The 15,741-nt window shown below is 47.7% G+C and carries 15 protein-coding genes; 9 read left to right on the plus strand and 6 right to left on the minus strand.

Features of this window, described 5'->3' with window-relative positions; translation table 11 throughout:
• The first annotated feature begins 3 nt into the window (after positions 1 to 3).
• From nuoI to MKR94_RS13295, 7 genes are all read left to right on the plus strand, one after another.
• A complete protein-coding gene (nuoI, locus tag MKR94_RS13265; protein ID WP_048912310.1) occupies positions 4 to 546 on the plus strand; it encodes an NADH-quinone oxidoreductase subunit NuoI in 543 nt (180 codons plus the stop codon).
• Positions 547 to 556: 10 nt separating this feature from the next.
• Positions 557 to 1,111: an NADH-quinone oxidoreductase subunit J gene (nuoJ, locus tag MKR94_RS13270; protein ID WP_241647329.1), complete on the plus strand. Its 555-nt coding sequence runs from the start codon at positions 557 to 559 to the stop codon at positions 1,109 to 1,111.
• Positions 1,108 to 1,410: an NADH-quinone oxidoreductase subunit NuoK gene (nuoK, locus tag MKR94_RS13275; RefSeq protein ID WP_048912308.1), complete on the plus strand. Its 303-nt coding sequence runs from the start codon at positions 1,108 to 1,110 to the stop codon at positions 1,408 to 1,410. Before nuoJ ends, nuoK begins: the two co-directional genes overlap by 4 nt.
• Positions 1,407 to 3,242 (plus strand): NADH-quinone oxidoreductase subunit L, encoded by a 1,836-nt coding sequence (nuoL, locus tag MKR94_RS13280; RefSeq protein ID WP_241647330.1) that lies wholly within the window; start codon positions 1,407 to 1,409, stop codon positions 3,240 to 3,242. Before nuoK ends, nuoL begins: the two co-directional genes overlap by 4 nt.
• 99 nt (positions 3,243 to 3,341) lie before the next feature.
• Positions 3,342 to 4,862, plus strand: a complete 1,521-nt coding sequence (nuoM, locus tag MKR94_RS13285) for an NADH-quinone oxidoreductase subunit M (protein ID WP_241647332.1) — start codon at positions 3,342 to 3,344, stop codon at positions 4,860 to 4,862.
• A 6-nt stretch (positions 4,863 to 4,868) separates the two neighbouring features.
• Positions 4,869 to 6,326, plus strand: a complete 1,458-nt coding sequence (nuoN, locus tag MKR94_RS13290; RefSeq protein ID WP_241647334.1) for an NADH-quinone oxidoreductase subunit NuoN — start codon at positions 4,869 to 4,871, stop codon at positions 6,324 to 6,326.
• A 159-nt stretch (positions 6,327 to 6,485) separates the two neighbouring features.
• Positions 6,486 to 6,854, plus strand: a complete 369-nt coding sequence (locus MKR94_RS13295; protein ID WP_241647336.1) for a hypothetical protein — start codon at positions 6,486 to 6,488, stop codon at positions 6,852 to 6,854.
• Between the two features lie 85 nt (positions 6,855 to 6,939).
• Here the strand turns inward: MKR94_RS13295 and MKR94_RS13300 are convergent, their stop codons facing one another.
• Positions 6,940 to 7,245, minus strand: coding sequence for a hypothetical protein (locus tag MKR94_RS13300; RefSeq protein WP_241647338.1), 306 nt, complete (start codon positions 7,243 to 7,245; stop codon positions 6,940 to 6,942).
• 185 nt (positions 7,246 to 7,430) lie between these two features.
• Positions 7,431 to 9,089, minus strand: coding sequence for a glucan biosynthesis protein D (locus MKR94_RS13305; RefSeq protein WP_241647340.1), 1,659 nt, complete (start codon positions 9,087 to 9,089; stop codon positions 7,431 to 7,433).
• A 253-nt stretch (positions 9,090 to 9,342) separates the two neighbouring features.
• Here MKR94_RS13305 and MKR94_RS13310 point away from each other — a divergent pair, with 253 nt between their 5' ends.
• Entirely contained in the window at positions 9,343 to 9,648 is a 306-nt protein-coding gene (locus tag MKR94_RS13310) for a DUF883 domain-containing protein (RefSeq protein WP_241647341.1), read from the plus strand.
• Between the two features lie 31 nt (positions 9,649 to 9,679).
• Positions 9,680 to 10,855: a CinA family nicotinamide mononucleotide deamidase-related protein gene (locus MKR94_RS13315; RefSeq protein ID WP_241647343.1), complete on the plus strand. Its 1,176-nt coding sequence runs from the start codon at positions 9,680 to 9,682 to the stop codon at positions 10,853 to 10,855.
• 11 nt (positions 10,856 to 10,866) lie between these two features.
• Here the strand turns inward: MKR94_RS13315 and yfaE are convergent, their stop codons facing one another.
• The 4 genes from yfaE to ubiG form a co-directional block, all read right to left on the minus strand.
• Complete coding sequence (yfaE, locus tag MKR94_RS13320) at positions 10,867 to 11,133, minus strand: class I ribonucleotide reductase maintenance protein YfaE (RefSeq protein ID WP_277755671.1); 267 nt, start codon at positions 11,131 to 11,133, stop codon at positions 10,867 to 10,869.
• Between the two features lie 2 nt (positions 11,134 to 11,135).
• Complete coding sequence (nrdB, locus tag MKR94_RS13325) at positions 11,136 to 12,266, minus strand: class Ia ribonucleoside-diphosphate reductase subunit beta (RefSeq protein WP_241647345.1); 1,131 nt, start codon at positions 12,264 to 12,266, stop codon at positions 11,136 to 11,138.
• An 82-nt stretch (positions 12,267 to 12,348) separates the two neighbouring features.
• Positions 12,349 to 14,634, minus strand: coding sequence for a class 1a ribonucleoside-diphosphate reductase subunit alpha (gene nrdA / locus MKR94_RS13330; protein ID WP_241647347.1), 2,286 nt, complete (start codon positions 14,632 to 14,634; stop codon positions 12,349 to 12,351).
• Positions 14,635 to 14,978: 344 nt separating this feature from the next.
• Positions 14,979 to 15,710: a bifunctional 2-polyprenyl-6-hydroxyphenol methylase/3-demethylubiquinol 3-O-methyltransferase UbiG gene (gene ubiG, locus MKR94_RS13335; protein WP_241647348.1), complete on the minus strand. Its 732-nt coding sequence runs from the start codon at positions 15,708 to 15,710 to the stop codon at positions 14,979 to 14,981.
• Between the last annotated feature and the right edge of the window lie 31 nt (positions 15,711 to 15,741).

A 15,741-nucleotide genomic window follows, 5' to 3' on the forward strand; every position in this document is an offset into this window, starting at 1 on the left:
ACCATGAAAATAAAAGATATAGTGGTGGGTTTTGGAACCCAAGTCCGAAGCATTTGGATGATTGGGATGCATGCCTTCGCCAAGCGTGAGACACAGATGTACCCGGAAGAGCCGGTTTATTTACCGCCACGCTATCGTGGACGGATTGTGTTAACGCGTGATCCGGATGGTGAAGAACGTTGTGTCGCCTGTAACTTATGCGCCGTGGCCTGTCCAGTAGGTTGCATTTCGCTACAGAAAGCAGAGATGGATGATGGTCGTTGGTATCCTGAGTTTTTCCGGATTAACTTTTCTCGTTGTATTTTCTGCGGCCTTTGCGAAGAAGCCTGTCCTACGACAGCGATCCAATTGACGCCTGATTTCGAGCTAGGAGAGTTTAAACGCCAAGACCTTGTTTACGAAAAAGAAGATTTATTAATCTCAGGACCCGGTAAATATCCTGAATATAACTTCTATCGTATGGCAGGCATGGCGATTGACGGGAAAGAGAAGGGCTCTGCAGAAAACGAAGCCAAACCTATCGATGTTAAAGGCTTATTACCCTAAGGAGTCGGGCATGGAATTTGCGTTTTATCTTTGCGGCATTATTGCCATTCTGGCAACGCTACGCGTCATTACACATAGCAACCCGATTCATGCGTTGCTCTACCTTATTGTGTCGCTGTTAGCCATTGCTGGTGTGTTCTTCTCCCTTGGGGCTTACTTTGCCGGTGCATTAGAAATCATTGTCTATGCGGGGGCGATCATGGTGCTGTTTGTCTTCGTTGTGATGATGCTCAACTTAGGGAAGAGTACGGTGCAACAAGAGCGTGAGTGGTTAAAACCCTCTCTATGGATAGGGCCGGGCGCTATTGCCTTGTTGCTATTAGTCGTTATCGTTCGGTCAATTCTGACCATTAACGATCAAGGCATCGATGGGACAGTCATTGCGGCGAAAGAAGTGGGAATTAGTCTATTCGGGCCGTATGTCTTAGCTGTTGAATTAGCGTCAATGTTATTACTGGCCGGTGTCGTGGTGGCGTATCACGTGGGGCGCGAAGAGCGCCGGGGTGAAGTCCTCGCCAACCGCGAAGATGATCGGGCAGATAATGAGAAGGAGAACCGTTCATGATCCCATTACAACATGGATTAATTCTTGCGGCGATTTTATTCGTCATGGGGTTTACCTCCATTATCCTACGTCGCAATTTGCTGTTTATGCTGATTGGACTTGAGATCATGATTAATGCAGCAGCTTTAGCATTGGTTGTGGCAGGAAGTTATTGGGGACAAGCAGATGGGCAAGTGATGTATATCTTGGCCATCAGTTTAGCTGCGGCGGAAGCAAGTATTGGCCTAGCCTTATTACTCCAACTCCATCGTCGTCGTCAGACACTCAACATTGACTCAGTGAGCGAGATGCGCGGATGAACTTACTCTATTTAACCGTCCTTTTTCCCTTAATTGGCTTCGTATTATTGGCGTTCTCCCGCGGGCGTTGGAGTGAAAATCTCTCTGCGACAGTAGGAATCGGCTCAATTGGTCTGGCAGCGTTAACCACGCTGTATGTGGGAATGGACTTCTTCGCTCACGGACGCGCAGTGTTTGAACAAACACTGTGGACTTGGATGAGCGTGCCACCTTTTACTATTCCTGTGCGCTTTACGTTGGATGGTCTCTCAATGACCATGCTATCGGTGGTGACCGGAGTGGGCTTTTTCATCCATATGTTTGCTTCGTGGTATATGCGTGGTGAAGAGGGCTATTCGCGTTTCTTCGCTTACACCAACCTGTTTATCGCCAGTATGGTGGTGTTGGTGCTCGCCGATAACTTGATGCTGATGTACTTGGGTTGGGAAGGGGTAGGGCTATGTTCCTATCTATTAATTGGTTTCTACTATACCAATCCTGATAATGGTAAAGCGGCGATGAAAGCCTTTATCATTACGCGAGTCGGGGATGTGTTCTTAGCCTTTGCCTTATTCATTCTTTACAACGAATTAGGAACCCTGAACTTCCGTGAAGTGGTAGAGCTCGCACCGCAACATTTCGCTTCAGACAATCATATGTTGCAGTGGGCAACCTTAATGTTATTAGGCGGAGCGGTAGGTAAATCGGCGCAACTTCCGCTACAAACTTGGTTAGCGGATGCCATGGCTGGTCCAACGCCTGTTTCCGCGTTAATCCATGCAGCAACCATGGTTACGGCAGGGGTTTATCTTATCGCCCGTACTCATGGTCTATTCCTGCTAACGCCGGAAGTGCTGCACTTAGTCGGGATCGTTGGTGCAGTCACCCTCGTCTTGGCAGGTTTCGCGGCACTGGTGCAAACCGATATCAAGCGGGTATTAGCTTATTCAACAATGAGTCAGATCGGCTATATGTTTCTGGCTCTGGGTGTGCAAGCGTGGGATGCAGCCATTTTCCACCTGATGACACACGCCTTCTTTAAGGCATTGCTCTTCCTCTCCTCAGGCTCAGTCATTTTGGCCTGCCATCATGAACAGAATATTTTCAAAATGGGTGGCTTACGTAAATCCATACCCTTGGTCTATATCTGCTTCTTGGTGGGCGGTGCGGCGCTGTCAGCATTACCGATTATTACCGCAGGTTTCTACAGTAAAGATGAAATCCTGTTTGGTGCCATGGCGAATGGCCATCAAGGATTACTGATTGCCGGTCTGGTTGGAGCTTTCTTAACCTCTATCTACACCTTCCGGATGATTTTTATCGTTTTCCATGGCGAAGAGAAGATCAAGGCACATGCGGGTAAAGGGATTACTCATCACCTACCGCTCTTGGTGCTATTGATCTTATCCACTTTCGTCGGCGCAATGATTACGCCACCTTTAGCGGGCGTTCTGCCAGAGAATCATTTCTCTTCTGAAGGCAAAGAAATGCTGGAAATGGTGTCGGGTAGTATTGCGATTATCGGTATTCTGATTGCGGCAGCGTTATGGTTAGGCAAGCGCCGTCTGGTAAATGCTGTGGCAGCCAGTGGACCAGGACGTTTCCTCTCAACCTGGTGGTTTGCTGCATGGGGATTCGATTGGCTCTATGACCTGCTGTTTGTGAAGACCTTTAAAGCAGTGGGTTGGTTACTGAAATCCGACCCTCTCAACGCGTTAATGAATCTGTTTGCTGTGTTCTCCCGCTTATTTAATCGTGGATTAGTGGTCGGTGAGAATGGTTATGTGCGTTGGTACTTGGCGTCAATGGGTATCGGTGCTGTGGTTGTGCTAGCGTTACTGCTGGTGATCTAGGGTGCGTAGGTAAGGGCGAATACTGTATCGCCTTGACCTCCAAGCGTAAATTTTTTGAGCAATATGACTCAGAATCACTAAAAAAGGGAACTCTACGCCGTGTTACTACCTTGGCTAATTATCCTCCCCTTCGTTGGCGGCTTACTCTGCTGGTTGGCTGAACGCTTAGGCGTTAAAGTACCGCGCTGGATTGCGCTCGTCACAATGGGGCTAACGCTAGCACTTGCTTTGCAACTTTGGTCGCAAGGCGGGTTTTCATTTACTCAGACTACTGGTGTCGATCACTGGCAGTCTTCATTTACCGCAACGTGGATCCCGCGTTTTGGCATTACTTTCCACCTCGCGATTGATGGTTTATCGCTGTTGATGGTGGTGCTTACCGCGCTACTCGGTTTGATGGCCGTACTCTGTTCATGGCAAGAGATCCAAAAACGCCAAGGCTTTTTCTACCTCAACCTGATGTGGATTTTGGGCGGCGTGATGGGCGTATTCCTCTCTCTGGATATGTTCCTCTTCTTCTTCTTCTGGGAACTGATGCTGGTGCCGATGTACTTCCTGATTGCGTTATGGGGACATAAAGCGTCTGACGGTAAGACACGGATTTCGGCTGCGACCAAATTCTTCATCTATACCCAGGCATCGGGCCTTGTGATGCTGATTGCGATCCTTGGGTTAGTGTTCACGCATTACTCGGCCACCGGCGTTTGGACCTTTGCCTATGAGCAACTGCTGAATACGCCGATGTCGCACAACGTCCAGTATTTACTGATGCTCGGCTTCTTTATTGCTTTTGCGGTAAAAATGCCGATTGTTCCGCTGCATGGCTGGTTACCGGATGCACACAGCCAAGCACCGACGGCCGGTTCCGTCGACCTCGCGGGTATTTTGTTAAAAACTGCTGCCTATGGGTTACTGCGTTTTAGCCTGCCACTGTTCCCGCAAGCGTCAGCAGAGTTTGCGCCGATTGCGATGGGACTCGGATTAATCGGCATCTTTTATGGTGCGTGGATGGCTTTCACTCAGACCGATATCAAGCGCCTGATTGCATATAGCTCAATTTCGCATATGGGCTTTGTGGTGATCGCCATCTTCACCGGTAGCCAGCTTGCCTACCAAGGTGCAGTGGTGCAGATGATTGCACACGGCCTTTCGTCGGCGGCACTGTTCATTCTTTGTGGCCAGTTGTATGAGCGTTTGCACACCCGTGATATGCGTCAGATGGGGGGATTATGGGCACGCATTAAATGGATCCCTGCGATGTCACTATTCTTTGCCGTGGCAAATCTCGGGATGCCAGGAACGGGTAACTTCGCCGGTGAATTTATGATGTTGACCGGAAGTTTCCAAGTGGTGCCAGTGATTATTGTGATTGCGACCTTCGGCTTAGTTTTCGCCTCGGTTTATTCGTTAATCATGATGCAGCGAGCCTATTACGGCGCGCCTAAGTCCGAGACGCCGCTGGCGGCGATGAATGCACGCGAATTCACCATGATTCTGATCTTAGTCGTATTGGTTGTGTTGTTGGGGATCTTCCCTCAACCAATCCTCGATACCTCTTCGTCAACCATGGGTGCCATTCAGCACTGGTTTAACGCTTCACTTACAATGACAAGGCAGTAATCCGCCATGACAATAACTTCTCAACAATTGATCTCACTGCTACCGATGTTAATCGTTGGATTAACTGTGGTAGTGGTGATGCTATCCATTGCTTGGCGTCGCAATCATTTTCTCAACGCAACGCTAACGGTGATTGGGCTTAACCTTGCGCTATTTTCCATCTGGTTCCCGGCGCGTCAACCTGTTACGACGGTAACGGACTTATTAAGAGCCGACCATTATGCCTTCTTCTACAGTGGGTTAGTGATCTTAGCGAGTTTGGCTACCTGTACCTTTGCCTATCGTTGGTTAGAGCGCTACACGGACCATAAAGATGAATTCTATCTATTAGTCCTGATAGCAGGCCTCGGTGGGATAGTCTTGGCTTATGCGGATCACTTTGCTTCTCTGTTTATTGGCGTAGAACTGCTATCGCTGCCACTGTTCGGCTTGGTCGGTTATGCCTTCCAACAAAAACGGTCGTTGGAAGCGGCGCTAAAATACATGATCCTGTCTGCGGCAGCCTCGTCATTTATGCTATTCGGTATTGCACTGATTTACGCGGCAAGCGGCAGCCTTGGTTTTCCAGCCTTAGCCAAGGCACTGACGGATGGGGTGGTCGAGCAATCACTCTTGATCACGGGTTTTGGTCTGTTAATCATCGGTCTTGGCTTCAAATTATCCTTAGTCCCTTTCCACTTGTGGACGCCGGATGTGTATCAAGGTGCACCCGCTCCGGTCTCGGCATTCTTGGCGACAGCCAGTAAAATTGGGATTTTCGCGGTATTGATTCGCTTATTTGTATCCATTCCGGTGGCTGATAATGAATCGATCCGAGTGGTGCTGATCGTTATCGCCTTAGCCTCCATGCTGGTGGGTAACTTGATGGCGATCTCGCAAAGCAATATCAAACGGTTGATGGGCTACTCGTCGATTGCCCACCTCGGCTATCTATTAATTGCCTTGATTGCAACGCCTTCTCATCAACTTTCTTTAGAAGCGACAGGAATTTACCTGATCGGGTATCTATTCAGTAGCCTTATTGCTTTTGGGGTGATCAGCTTAATGTCTTCACCGGCGAACGGCAGCGATACTGACTCGCTCTACTCTTACCGCGGATTATTCTGGCAGCGCCCAGTGCTGGCCAGTGTGATGGCGGTCTCGATGCTCTCTTTAGCTGGGATCCCATCAACCTTTGGTTTTATCGGTAAGTTTTATCTGTTAGCGAACGGTGTGCAGGCTCAGCTCTGGTGGTTAACGGCAGCGGTCGTTGTGGGCAGTGCTATCGGCCTCTATTACTACTTACGGGTAACAGTCAGCCTGTTCTTAAAAGGGCCTGAGCAGCGCAGTCGCGATACCAACAATAATTGGGCTTACACCGCTGGCGGTATTGTCGTACTCCTGTCAGCCGTAGTGATTATTGTGGCGGGCTTCTACCCACAACCGCTGATTGCGTTAGTACAGATGGCACAACCGCTGTTGTAAGGTTTTAAAGAATCACTTTTGCACCGAAAAGCTGTCACGCTGAGTAGGTGCAAGCTCCCACCCTGCATATTGCTAGTCATCATTGAAGTTTTTCGCCGTCAAAGCGTTCAAAAACCTATCTTACCGTTATGCCCATAACAGCTTTTTCAAGGATGAATGATGGAATTTATAAAATTACTCTTACCACTGGGGATTATAGCGGTCACTGCTTGTGCAGAACCTTCCACTATTGCTGAGGAAAAATTGTCGACTTGGACAGATGATGAATTGTGCCGTGGTTTAGGTACTTACCACAGCGATGGTAGCTCGGTGTTGAAAATTCATGCAGAATTGGACCGCCGTGGATCGCGCATTAAAAATGAGCGCTGTCATGCGCTTGAGCACGCCATTCGAAGCGAAGTTTCTGACTTTTCAATAACGCCTACTGCAAGGCATCCAGTGCAGGAGCGGGTTTTTGATAGAGAGAAGGGGAGATACATATTACAGCAGAGTGGCCCTCGAGCAGGGTTGGACATCCATGTGCCTTGATGTGCGGGTAGATAACCGATAATCGTGATAGCGCTCAAACATAAAAAATAACAGCCCTAAATTCGGACTGTTATCTTTAATACACCTACAGAGATGTGCTTTTCAAATGATGGAGCGATTGGCCGACTAATTTTTTGCACTGCTCAACATTTGCATTAGTTGGATTTTGTGCTAATTGCGGATTTTTCTTTAATACATGGTTATAGGCTAAACGAACTTCATTGCCGACGAACATAGTTTTGGCTTCGGTTTCCGAAATAGCGTGGCTATTTAATTTGATATGAGAGCATACGCCATTAATTTGTGTTCCTTCTGATTGTCCAGCCGCCATATTCGCCATCGCGGTACCACTCACTAACATCCCAATAACTAATAAACTAGCTTTACGCATAGCGATTTCCTTTTTCATGTTAAGAATTAAGCGATCATAGAGTAATGATAGGTGACGATTTCAAAGCTTGCCTGTTTTTACTATAGCAAATTCTTGTGGATAGCAAAGGACACGTAGCGGGCCAGAAATGGTTTGCAAGATACCCCGAATCACCGAGCCAGAGATTCGGGGGGTGGGGTGGGGGATTAATTACCTGCCGTCATCTTACGGTCATCAACGTATTTACGTTGGTCAGCCGCAGGGGGGAAGTATTGATATAACCAAGTTTCCGATAGCGTCTGATCCTTGGTGCGTAGGAACATCCGCATATTGACCGGCGTTGTACTGTCGTTGTTCGGATACCAATCAAAGAGGATACGATAAGTATTGGTAGGTTCGACATAAAGAATTTCAACTTGCTTAAACGTGCCTGACGAGACGGTGATCACCGGTTCAATACCTTTTGGTGCAGCATCTTTCAATTCAGCACCGGTAAAGTCGACAGCAAAACGACGACACCAAGTCTCAGGGAAGTGTTCGCCAGGTGCCCAACCTTCTGGGAATCCACCCATACCAGTACGGGTAGAGACGACACGAGATAAGTTGCTCTCTACCGGCGGTAAGGCACTCCAGTAAAGGTTGTAGGCGAAATCAACTTCGCTACCTGCTTTAATCGCGGTTGCGGGCTGCCAGAAGCAGACAACGTTATCGAGTGTTTCACCTGTGGTCGGAATTTCCATCAAATTAATCGTGCCTTTACCCCAGCTTCCTACGGGCTCTACCCATAGACTTGGGCGCTTATCGTACCAGCCGATAACATCTTGGTAATCGTTGAAGTTGTGGTTGAGTTGTAATAAACCGAAACCTTTTGGGTTCTCATCAGTGAAGTCATTAAAGGACAGCTGGCGCGGATTATTCAGTGGGCGGCAGATCCATTCGCCTTTACCTGTCCACATCGCGAGGCGATCAGAATCGTGAATTTGCGGGTGATAGGTGTTACACATTCTGCGTTCGTTGGTACCGCAGCTGAACATACTGGTCATTGGCGCGATACCCAGTTGTTCAATGTCCTTCCGGGCATAAAGGCTGTTTTCGATCTTCATCACGGTGCGTTGATCTTCGCAGGCGATGGTGAACTTGTATGCACCGGTTAGGCTTGCACCCTCCAGTAACGCATAGACGACGAAAGTGGTGGCATCGGCTTTTGGCGTTTCGAACCAGAATGCAGTGAAATCGGGGAATTCTTCATGCTGCGTTAAGGTATTGATTGCAACCCCACGTGCCGATAGACCATATTGGAAAGTGTCATCCACGGCACGGAAATAGCTAGCACCTAAAAACGCAACAATATCGCGACGTGCCAGTTCAGGTGCTTTAAACACACGGAAGCCTGCAAAGCCGAGGTCTTTTTTGCCCTGTATCTGTTTTACATCGACATTGGCATCGTGATAGTTGAATAACTCAGGTCGAAAGTGGATTTCTCGTGCATCTTGGCTAGCAGTATCGATTGAAAACATTCTAATGGGACGCTTAAAACCCATACCGACATGGAAGAATTGCACATCTAACTTACGATGAGGTATGTTAGCCCATAACGACTGTTTAGCATCATATTGAATATTATTATAGGCCTGTGGTGTCAGGTTAGCTAAGGTCTCAGGTAGGGCGCCTGGGGCACCCGACCAAGGGCTGCTGGCCATTTGTTTAGCGTGCGCTTTGAGCTTATCGAAGCTGAATTTTTTGGCTGTGCCATCGGCAATCCCATCTGCTGCCCACACTTGATTTGACAACAATCCTGAGATCCCAGAAAGGCCACCGAGGGCGGATAATGCAACTGAGGCTTTAACAAACTTTCTACGATTCATGCCGAAAACATTTCCTTAGAACTATGAAAGAATGGAGGAAGCTCTCCTCCGCGATGAATAACTTTCAGATACTATAGCGTGCTTAAAATTCGTTTTACTACTGCTTTTCAGAGTAATCTTGTCTGCTAATATTCTTGCATAAAATTAAGGGATAAGCAGCGTATGCTAAGATTAATAAAGCGTAGCACTGATCAGTAAAAACGTGCATGACCTCGACTGTTACCCATTGACTTTAATCGTATGAGGAGAGCGTATGTCTAAGAAACAGCAGCAGGAGCAACTACAGCAGCAATTATCTGCACTAGCAGAGAGTGTTGAGGCGTTACTGGCAGCGGAAGTCGACCTAACCGATACCTACTATCTAGGATTAAAAGCTAAAGCGGAACAAGCGCTCGAGCACGCCCGTGAATCACTTGAGGCTAATAAAGAAGGACTGATCGCCAGAAACCGCCGTCGGGCGCGTTGTGTCAACCAATTCGTGACTGAATGTCCATGGCGCACATTGGCATTAGGATGGGCAGCAGGGATGATTTGCGGTATTGTTTCGTTTAAACGTTAACGAAAATGAGGTCGTCTCTGTGAAGGTCGAAATGTTATCTACTGGCGATGAAGTACTCCATGGTGAAATCGTCGATACCAATGCTGTTTGGCTTGCCAACACATTTTATGAAGCCGGTTACGCAATGACCTTTCGCACGACCTCAGGAGATTGTCTGCCGACACTGGTGGAGACACTCCAACAACGCAGCCGGGTCGCTGACGTGTTAATCGTCAACGGTGGATTAGGTCCCACTAGCGATGATTTTACCGCCCAAGCCGCGGCACAGGCAGCGGGCGTTGGCCTAGTCCGTAACGCCGAATGGTTGAGCGAACTGAAGGACTTCTTCGACCGTCGGGGAAGGGAAATGGCAGCCATTAACCTTAAACAAGCCGATATCCCTGATACGGCAGAAATGCTACCGAACGGTAACGGTACGGCTTGTGGTTTTCGGCTTGAGCTTAATGACTGCCAGATCTTTTTTACGCCGGGACCGCCTGCTGAATTTAAGTTAATGATCACCGAGCAGGTACTACCAAGGCTTACCCAATACTTTCCCATATCAGATAAATTATCCTGTTTACGCTTGACCACTTTTGGTCGTGGAGAAAGTTTTATTGCCGCGTTATTGGCCGATATCAGTCTACCTGTCGGGGTAACTCTAGGCTATCGTGCCGCAGCGCCTATCGTTGAGATTAAACTGAGCGGTAATCAGACTCAACTCGCCGATATGCAAGCCTGTTGGCAAATTATCAAGGGCCGCGTCAAAGATTTTGTTCTTTTTGAAGGGAAGGCAGGTTTCGCCGCAGAAATCGCCACGTTACTGAGTCAGCGCCATTATCGATTGCAGTTACATGAAGGCTTTTCAGCCGGATTGCTCAACTGGACGTTAGCTAATGGAAATGCTGCGCTCTGTGGGGCCGAGATCACGGGAAATAACGAAACGCGGGATGTGGAGAACTGGATGCGATCCTTAGCGGTAAAACCCGCGGACCAAACACTCTTCTTAGCGATTAGCCCCTTGGTCAAGGGGAGAGAAGTGGGATTTATTCTCGTTACGCCTCACCAAACCTATACTTTTCACGTGGTGGTTTCTGACGCGCTATTGAGTGTGCCGCAACGTCTTCAGGAAGTGCTGGTGGTACAGGCGATGTATTTGGTTCATCGTTGGTTAACCGGACAACCGGTAACGCTTATCTATCAAGGCTTAGCGCTGAGTCGCGATTAGGGGAGAGCGGGCTACAGTTCAATCTCGATGTCGCCATCGGGCTGGCAACAACAGGGCAAAATTTCGCCCTGTTGAATAAAAGCTAAGGGCTGACTCGCATAGCACACTTGGCCCTTACATAATTTCACTCGGCAAGAGCCACAGTAACCTTCGCGACACTGGTATTCTACCTGGAGCTGATGATGCTCTAAGGTTTGTAACAAACTAGAATGGTGGAGCTCTGGCTCCACCATTTTCCCAGAGTGGCTGAGTGTGATTCGCGCGGGTTTAGTGGTCATGATTACAGTTCGAAATCGTTAAAACCATCAGTGTCGACGACGCTATCGATTTGGCCGACAAGGTAAGAGCTGACTTCCACTTCTTGCGGAGCCACTTGCACGTTATCGGAGACTAACCACGAATTAATCCAAGGGATTGGATTAGAGCGGGTTTTGAATGGCAGTTGCAGCCCCACGGCATGCATACGAATATTGGTAATATATTCGATGTATTGGCAGAGAATATCTTTATTCATTCCGATCATCGAACCATCACGGAACAGGTATTCTGCCCACTCTTTTTCCTGCTCAGCAGCCTTTTTAAACAGCTCAAAGCACTCTTGCTCACACTCAGCAGCAATCTCTTTCATTTCCGGATCATCTTCACCGCTTCGCAGCAGATTTAGCATGTGTTGCGTGCCTGTCAGGTGCAGGGCTTCGTCACGTGCGATAAGACGGATGATCTTGGCATTACCTTCCATCAGCTCACGCTCGGCAAACGCGAATGAACAGGCAAAGCTCACGTAGAAACGAATAGCTTCCAGGGCATTGACGCTCATCAGGCAGAGGTAAAGCTGTTTCTTTAATTCACGCAGGGAAACGGTGACGGTTTTTCCTGCAACCTGATGGTCACCTTCACCTAGAAGATGCCAGTAGTTGGTCATTTCGATCAGGTCGTCATAGTACTTAGAAATATCTTCAGCACGGCGCAGGATCTGGTCATTCGTCACGATATCGTCGAATACCAGTGCGGGGTCGTTTACGATATTACGAATAATATGAGTGTATGAGCGGGAGTGAATCGTTTCGGAAAACGCCCAGGTTTCAACCCATGTTTCCAGTTCAGGAATGGAGATTAACGGCAACAGCGCAACGTTTGGACTACGCCCTTGGATAGAATCCAATAGCGTTTGGTATTTTAAGTTACTTAAAAAGATATGACGTTCGTGTTCAGGAAGTTTTTGAAAATCGATCCGATCGCGTGAGACATCGACTTCTTCAGGACGCCAAAAGAAGGAGAGTTGCTTTTCAATCAGTTTTTCAAAAATTTCATATTTTTGTTGGTCATAGCGCGCAACGTTGACCGGTTGGCCAAAGAACATTGGCTCTTTGAGCTGATCGTTTTTATTTTGTGAAAAAGTAGTGTAAGCCATTGAGGTATCCCAATCATTAGCAAATAAGAATATGTTGAAGGTAAGCAGGGTATTACCTGCTTACCTTAAGCCGATTCAGTAATTAGATCTTACATGCTCCGCCTGCACAGCCATCGTCTTCCGCTTCAGGTAACAGATCTTCTTGGGAATCTTCGGCACCGTCACGCGTGTTTTGATAGTAAAGTGTTTTTACGCCGAATTTGTACGCGGTGAGCAGATCTTTAAGTAACTGCTGCATCGGTACTTTTCCGCCAGTGTAACGTGTCGGATCGTAGTTGGTGTTTGAAGAGATCGCTTGGTCGACGAACTTCTGCATAATCCCGACAAGTTGTAGGTAACCATCGTTAGAAGGCATTTCCCATAGCAGCTCATACTGATCTTGTAAGCGCTCATACTCTGGAACGACCTGACGTAAAATACCGTCTTTCGAGGCTTTGATACTGACATAGCCGCGTGGAGGTTCGATACCGTTTGTGGCATTAGAAATCTGCGAAGAGGTTTCTGATGGCATTAACGCTGAAAGTGTTGAGTTACGTAAGCCATGCGTCTTGATTTCTTCACGTAAGCTTTCCCAATCTAAATGCAGCGGTTCGTTACTGACCGTATCCAAATCTTTTTTATAAGTATCGATCGGTAAGATTCCTGCGGCATAGGTTGTATCATTAAACCATGGGCAAGCGCCGGCTTCTTTCGCTAATTGGTTTGAGGCTTTCAATAAGTAGTATTGAATGGCTTCAAAGGTTTTATGCGTCAGATTGTTCGCCGATCCATCGGAATAACGCTTACCGTGCTTCGCTAAGTAGTAAGCGAAGTTGATCACCCCTATCCCCAGCGTACGACGGCCCATCGCGCCGCGTTCTGCCGCAATCAGCGGGTAATCTTGATAATCGAGCAGGGCGTCAAGTGCACGTACAGCGAGGGTGGCTAACTCTTCCAACTCACTGAGGTCATTGATCGCGCCCAAGTTGAAGGCTGATAGCGTACAGAGAGCGATCTCACCACTTTCGTCGTTAATATCGTTTAACGGTTTAGTCGGCAGCGCGATTTCTAAACAAAGGTTTGATTGGCGTACAGGGGCGACCGCTGGATCAAATGGGCTATGGGTATTACAGTGGTCGACGTTTTGGATATAAATACGGCCTGTCGAAGCACGTTCTTGCATCATTAGGGCAAACAGATCAACAGCTTTGATTTTTTGCTTACGAATAGCGTCATCCGCTTCGTACTGAGTATAAAGACGTTCAAATTCTGCTTGGTCAGCGAAGAAGGCATCGTATAGTCCTGGCACATCCGATGGACTGAATAGCGAGATATCGCCGCCTTTTACCAGACGTTGATACATGAGTTTGTTGATTTGTACACCGTAATCTAGGTGACGGACACGGTTACCTTCAACACCACGGTTATTTTTCAGGACTAATAAGCTTTCAATTTCCAAGTGCCACATAGGGTAAAACAGTGTCGCGGCCCCCCCGCGAACGCCGCCTTGCGAGCAAGATTTCACGGCCGTCTGGAAGTGTTTGTAGAACGGGATACACCCGGTATGGAAAGCTTCACCACCACGGATTGGGCTACCTAGCGCACGAATACGGCCAGCATTGATCCCGATCCCTGCACGTTGTGAAACGTACTTAACGATAGCACTAGAGGTGGCGTTGATAGAGTCTAAGCTATCGCCACACTCAATAAGTACGCATGAGCTGAATTGGCGAGTCGGCGTACGTACCCCAGCCATGATTGGCGTAGGTAAGGAAATTTTAAAGGTCGACACGGCATCATAAAAACGACGAATATAATCGAGACGCGTTTCTTTCGGATAGGCCGAGAACAGACAGGCTGCAACCAGGATGTATAAAAACTGCGCACTTTCGTAGATATCACCGGTAACACGGTTTTGAACTAAATATTTGCCTTCAAGTTGCTTCACCGCCGCGTAAGAGAAGTTCATATCACGCCAGTGATCGATGTAGCTATCGAGTTCCGCAAACTCTTCTTCGGTGTAGTCGCTCAGTAGGTGTGCATCGTATTTACCCAGTTCCACCATTTTTTTCACGTGGTCGAGGAGTACGGGTGGCTCGAACTGACCATAGGCTTTTTTGCGCAGATGGAAAATAGCGAGGCGCGCAGCGAGATATTGATAGTCTGGTGCCTCGCGCGAAATCAGATCCGCTGCCGCTTTAATGATAGTTTCATGAATGTCAGAAGTCTTGATGCCATCATAAAACTGGATATGAGAGCGTAGTTCAACTTGTGAAACGGAGACGTTATTTAATCCCTCAGCAGCCCAATCAAGTACTCGGTGTATCTTATCCAAGTTGATACGTTCTTGCTGGCCATTGCGCTTAGTCACGAGCAGACTCTGATTCATGCAGGAGTTTCCTATTGTTACGGAAGTCTTAGGGAGCTACCTATTAACAGAGTTATGCACAGTCATATTTGTGAATAAGACTGTGGATAAACACTACATGTAGTGTCTTGCTGTCAAAGAGGTAACAATATGGTGTTTTATTGTAGTGAGAATTAATCACTATACAAGTACAAAATTATACGCAGAATGGCTTGTTTTTTTCGAAAACCGCATGGCAAAAGGGAGGAGGGCTTGTCAATAAAATCAGGCTTTTTTTTCATCCTGAATTCGTATGATGAGAATTCGGTCAAATTGATTATTCAGGCGACAACTTCCCTTCCTCTTGAGAAGAAGGGAAGTACTTTTTAGGACGGAAGAGGGTAATGCGTATGAATCATGTAGTTAACATCAACATTACCGCCCAGCGTGAAACGATTGGTAAACGGATTGTAGTGCAAACCGGTCATATCGCGCTCTTTTAGTGGGGTTTCATCCACCCAGCCTAATAGCTCGGAAGGACGAATGCATTTTTTAATGTCGTGGGTGCCCTTAGGGACCATTCGTAACACATACTCCGCACCAAAGATCGCCATTAGCCAAGCTTTAGGGTTGCGGTTGATGGTTGAGAAAAAGACTTCACCGCCCGGCTTAACCAGACGGGCGCAGGCAAGCACAACGGAACGTGGGTCTGGAACATGCTCCAGCATCTCCATACAGGTGACCACATCGTATTGCCCGGCAAACTTATCGGCATGAGCTTCAACGGTCTGTTGGACATAGTCGATAGTGACTTGGCTTTCTAAAGCATGCAGTTTTGCCACGGCAAGTGGCTCAGCCCCCATATCAAGGCCTACCACGTCAGCGCCTTCTTTCGCCATACTTTCGGCTAAGATCCCGCCACCGCAGCCGACATCCAAGACCTTTTTGCCGTACAACCCTTGGCATTGTTCGGAGATATACCCAAGACGTAGAGGGTTAATACGATGAAGTGGCTTAAATTCCCCTTCTAGGTCCCACCAACGACTCGCAACCGCTTCAAATTTTGCAATTTCTTGTTGGTCAACGTTCTGTTTTTCGACTTCAAATTGGTCACTCATCGACACTTACTCCTAAGATATGTTAGCTCAG

The organism is Rosenbergiella metrosideri (assembly GCF_022602565.1).
Classification (GTDB): Bacteria; Pseudomonadota; Gammaproteobacteria; order Enterobacterales; family Enterobacteriaceae; genus Rosenbergiella; species Rosenbergiella metrosideri.